Below are 4,476 nucleotides of genomic sequence, written 5' to 3'. Positions count from 1 at the left end.
GGGCGCAGGCGGTCGTACCGCGCGAGACCGGTTTATCGTGCGTTGCAGCCGATGCCCCTTCTGCCGCGCTGACTCCTAGCTCCAACGCTGTGCGGGCACCGATATTGCTTTGGTGATGCCGGCCCTGTGGTCCACCCCGTTTCGGGTTTTTTCTTTCCCCTTTCGCCGTAGTTCAAGGAACCCCATGCCGGCCGCCTCTTCCCTCAAATCCCTGTCGATCTCCAGCCGCCTGGGCCTGGGCTTCGGTTGTGTGCTGGTGCTGCTGGTGGCCGTGGCCGCCGTGGGTCAGCTGTCGGTGGGCAAGGTGCATGATCAGATGCGCCAGATCACCGGCGTGGGCGCCAGCAAGGCCAAGCTGGTCAACGGCATGCTCGAAGGCGTGAGTGCCATGGGCATCCACAGCCGCTCGGCGGCCATGCTCAACGACATCGACCCCAAGCAGGCGCGCGAGCAGGTGGCGGCAGTGGGCAACACGCTCAAGCAATACAGCACCGACGAAGCGGCCCTGGCTGCCATGATGGTTCCGGCCACGGCGACGGCGGCGGAAATCCAGTTGCTGGCCGACATCCGGGCCCTGGCGGCCAAGACCCGTCCCGAGCTGGACGCCGCCATCAAGTCGGCCGACGACGGCGACACCGTGAGCGCCACGCTGGCGCTGATGACGCGCGTGGCGCCCAGCGAATCGGCGTGGCGGGCCAAGCTGCGGGACCTGATCGCTCTGCAGAACAGCCTGAACGCCGAGGCCACCGCCGCCGCCGAGACCACCCAGAGCCGCGCCCGCCTGGTGGCCGACGCGCTGGTGCTGCTGGCCATCGGCCTGGGCGGCCTGATCGCCTGGCGCATCACCACCAGCATCACCGCACCCATCGGCCGCGCCGTGGTGGTGGCCGAGCGCATTGCACGCGGCGACCTCACTTCGCAGGTGGAGGTGCGCATTCACGACGAGACCGGCCGCCTGCTCGAAGCCGTGGCCGCGATGCAGGAGCGCCTGCGCACCCTCGTGGGCGAGATCGGCGAGACGGCCGAGTCCATCCTGGTCGCCAGCTCCGAGGTGGCCTCGGGCAACCTGGACCTGAGCCAGCGCACCGAACAGACCTCGCACAACCTGCAAGGCGCGGCCTCGTCGCTGGTGGAGCTGACCGGCACCGTGTCGCAAAGCGCCGACTCGGCCCGTCAGGCCAACCAGCTCGCGTCCACCGCGTCGGACACCGCCACGCGTGGCGGCGAGGTGGTGGGCCAGGTGGTGCGCACCATGGACACCATCAGCGCCAGCTCGCGCAAGATCGCCGACATCATCAGCGTGATCGACGGCATCGCCTTCCAGACCAACATCCTCGCGCTGAACGCGGCCGTGGAAGCGGCCCGCGCGGGCGAGCAGGGCCGCGGCTTTGCCGTGGTGGCCGGCGAGGTGCGCAGCCTGGCCGGCCGCTCGGCCAACGCGGCCCGCGAGATCAAGGCGCTGATCGATACTAGCGTCAACCAGGTGCAGGAAGGCAGCACGCTGGTGAACCACGCGGGCAAGACCATCGAGGAGCTGGTGCTGTCGGTGCGCCGGGTGTCGGACATCATGGGCGAGATCACCGCCGCGACGCAGGAGCAGAGCCAGCGCATCGGCCATGTGAACCACTCGGTGGGCGCACTGGACGAGATGACGCAGCAGAACGCCGCGCTGGTGGAAGAAGGCGCCGCCGCCGCCGACAGCCTGAAGGAGCAGGCGGGCCGCCTCACGCAGATGGTGGGTGCGTTCCGGCTGTCGCGCAACGATGGTGCCGACGACGACAGCTGGGGGGCGGCAGCGCCGGCGCTGCCCTCGATGCCTGCGCCTGCGCCCGCTGCGCTGCGCGCGGCAGCCCCCGCGCTCACGCCGCGCAGCAAGCTGCCGTCGCTGCCGCGCTGAAAGACAGGCAGGCTGCCCGCGCTGCCGCGCTGACAGGCAGCCAGGCGGCGCTCAGCCGCCGCCCTTGAACTGAAAGATGCTGGAGCGCAGCGCCGCCAGGTCGAGCACGCGCAGGCCGCCGTATTCCACGCGGATCGCGCCCTGCGCCTCCAGCGCGGCCAGCGCCTCGTTCACGCGCTGGCGCGACAGGCCCACCAGGTAGGCCAGCTCCTGCTGCGTGATGCGCAGCACCTCGCCCACGCCCGGGTACAGCACGGGGTTGAACAGCGACGCCAGGCTGCGCGCCACGCGCACGTCGGGGTTGTTCAGCCGGTCGATCTCGCGCGCGGCGATGAACTGGCCCAGGCGTTCATTGAGCTGGTTCATCACGAAGCGGTTGAAACCGATGGAATGGTCCAGCAGCCAGTGGAAGGTGTCGATGGGCAGGCCGGCCACGATGCTGTTGCGCAGCGCCTGGATGTTGTAGCGGTAGGGCTCGCGCTTGATGGTGGTGCCCTCGCCGAACCAGCCGCCCGGCGGCAGGCCGGCATAGGTCATGGTCTGGCCTTGCGCGTCGTCGCTGCTCATCTTGAGCAGGCCCTCCACCACGCCAAACCAGTAGGTCACCGGCCGCCCCACGCGGCACACGTAGTCGCCGGGCTTGGCATCGCCCACCAGCAGCGCGGCCACGGCGCGTTCGCGCTCGGCGGGCTGCAGCAGGGGCAGCCAGGGGATGCCGGCCAGTTCATCGAGCGTGGGCGGGCGGCGGCGCTGGTGCAGAGACAGGTCTTGGTGAATGCGGGAGTCCATGGCGGCAGAGAAGAGCAGCGGCAACGACACGGCGTGGATGCGGGAAATCCACACCCCGAATTGTCGTCAGAAAGACAAAAAAATGCCAATCTCGCCGGGATGATGGCGCCCTTCCCCGGCCCGCAGCGCGCCGGCGCCGGGGCCACAAGAAGGAAGGAGACACCCGCCATGCACCCGCACCCCCAGGAAGCCGCCCCGACAACTGCCGCGAGAGCCGTCCCGAGAACGGCCCCGGACATGGCCCTGCCCCGCCGCCAGCTGCTGGCCGCGGCCGCCGCCGCCAGCCTGCCCTGGCTGGGCGCCCTGCAGCCCGCCCGCGCGCAGGAGGGCACGCTGCGCATCGCCCAGTCCACCGCACTCACCGGCCCGCTGGGCGAGTTGGGGTCTGCCATGCACCAGGGCGCCAAGGCGGCGTTTGCGGGTATCAACGCCAAAGGCGGCGTGCATGGCCGCACGATCGATCTGGTGACACTGGACGACGCCTACGACGTGCCCAAGGCACTGGCCAATGTGGAAAAGTTCATGGCCGAGCGCGACACGTTTGCGCTGTTCAACTGCATGGGCACGCCCATGATCGACGCCATGCTGCCCAAGGTGACGGAGAGCGGCATTCCGTTCTTTGCGCCCTTCACGGGCGCGCAGCTCAGCCGGGTGCAGGGGGCGCGCAATGTGTTCAACATCCGCGCCAGCTACGCGGACGAGGCCGAGAAGCTGGTGCAGCACCTGTCCACCATCGGCATCACGCGCATCGGCATCGTCTACCAGAACAACGCCTTCGGCAAAGAGGTGTACACCGCGGCCCGGCAGTCCATGGAGCGGCTCAAGCTGCCCGGCGCCATCGCCGTCACGGTGGAGAGCAATGCGTCCGACGCGGGCAGCGCCGCCGCCCAGCTGGCCAGTGGCAACCTGGAGGCCATCGTGATCGGTCTGGCCGGCAAGCCCACGCTGGAGTTCGTGAAGGCCTTCCGCGCCCGGCAGCGTGGTGTGACGCTGTATGCCCTGTCGGTGATGGGCACGCAGGCCACGGTGAAGGCGCTGGGGCCGGACGCCACAGGCATGGCGATTTCGCAGGTGGTGCCGCTGCCCAGCAACGCGGTGATGCCGGTGGTGCGCGACTTCCAGGCCGCCTGGAAGGCCTCGGGCGCCACCGCCGAGCCCTCCCACCTGGCGCTGGAGGGCTACATCAACGCCCGCGTGTTTGCCGAGGCCCTGCACCGTGCCGGCCGCAACCCCTCGCGCGCGGCGTTCATCGACGCGACCTGGGCGCTGAAGAAGTGGGACCTGGGAGGTTTCGAGATCAACGCCAGCACGCCCGAGCGCAACGCCTCGCGGTTTGTGGAGCTGACGCTGGTGGGGCGCGACGGGCGGTTTATCCGTTAATCCGACGAGCGGTGGCGGTGCCGGTCGCACACAGCCACCGCCGATTGCAAAACTACCAAATTGATAGCTGCTAGCGCTTACCCAATAAGCGCTAGAGCCCAATTTGATTCAAACTTTTCTATTGCGACGCCAGGCCATAGCGGTAGCCCTTGAATGACCAGATGGTGCGGCCGGGTTCGATCTTTTCGAGCATGAGGCCGGGGGCGGCGAGGTCGCCCTCGTGCAGCACCTGGCCGTTGACGATGGCCATGCGGTAGTTGGCGTTGGTGGAGTAGCTGGCGCCCGAGATCTTGAGCACGGGCAACTGCGCGCGCACGGCGTCGGGCAGGTCGCTCTGCGCGAACACGGTGCCGGTAGGCGTGGCGGGCTCGGGCGCGCGCGCTGCCGGGGGCGGCGGCGCGGGCGCGCGT

4 protein-coding genes are annotated in these 4,476 nt (G+C 69.3%); 2 read left to right on the top strand and 2 right to left on the bottom strand.

The genetic code is table 11. The annotated features are described in order from the left end of the window. Window positions 1-184: 184 nt before the first annotated feature. Window positions 185-1,897 (top strand): methyl-accepting chemotaxis protein, encoded by a 1,713-nt coding sequence (locus tag ACOQFS_RS16845; protein WP_421563976.1) that lies wholly within the window; start codon window positions 185-187, stop codon window positions 1,895-1,897. A 51-nt stretch (window positions 1,898-1,948) separates the two neighbouring features. Here ACOQFS_RS16845 and ACOQFS_RS16840 read toward each other — a convergent pair whose 3' ends face one another. After that, the gene (locus ACOQFS_RS16840; protein ID WP_421563975.1) at window positions 1,949-2,686 is read right to left on the bottom strand and encodes a Crp/Fnr family transcriptional regulator; all 738 of its coding nucleotides are present in this window, start codon (window positions 2,684-2,686) and stop codon (window positions 1,949-1,951) included. A 237-nt stretch (window positions 2,687-2,923) separates the two neighbouring features. On the opposite strand from ACOQFS_RS16840, the gene ACOQFS_RS16835 reads away from it, so the two are divergent. Continuing rightward, the gene (locus tag ACOQFS_RS16835; RefSeq protein WP_421563977.1) at window positions 2,924-4,066 is read left to right on the top strand and encodes an ABC transporter substrate-binding protein; all 1,143 of its coding nucleotides are present in this window, start codon (window positions 2,924-2,926) and stop codon (window positions 4,064-4,066) included. 118 nt (window positions 4,067-4,184) lie between these two features. On the opposite strand, the gene ACOQFS_RS16830 is transcribed toward ACOQFS_RS16835, so the two are convergent. Beyond that, window positions 4,185-4,476: general secretion pathway protein GspB (locus tag ACOQFS_RS16830; protein WP_421563974.1), on the bottom strand; the 292-nt coding region annotated here is incomplete at its 5' end.

Origin of the sequence: Paracidovorax sp. MALMAid1276 (genome assembly GCF_049198005.1) — a bacterium.
In the GTDB taxonomy this organism is placed as follows: Bacteria; Pseudomonadota; Gammaproteobacteria; order Burkholderiales; family Burkholderiaceae_C; genus Acidovorax.
This window is presented reverse-complemented; position numbering and strand designations above follow the sequence as displayed.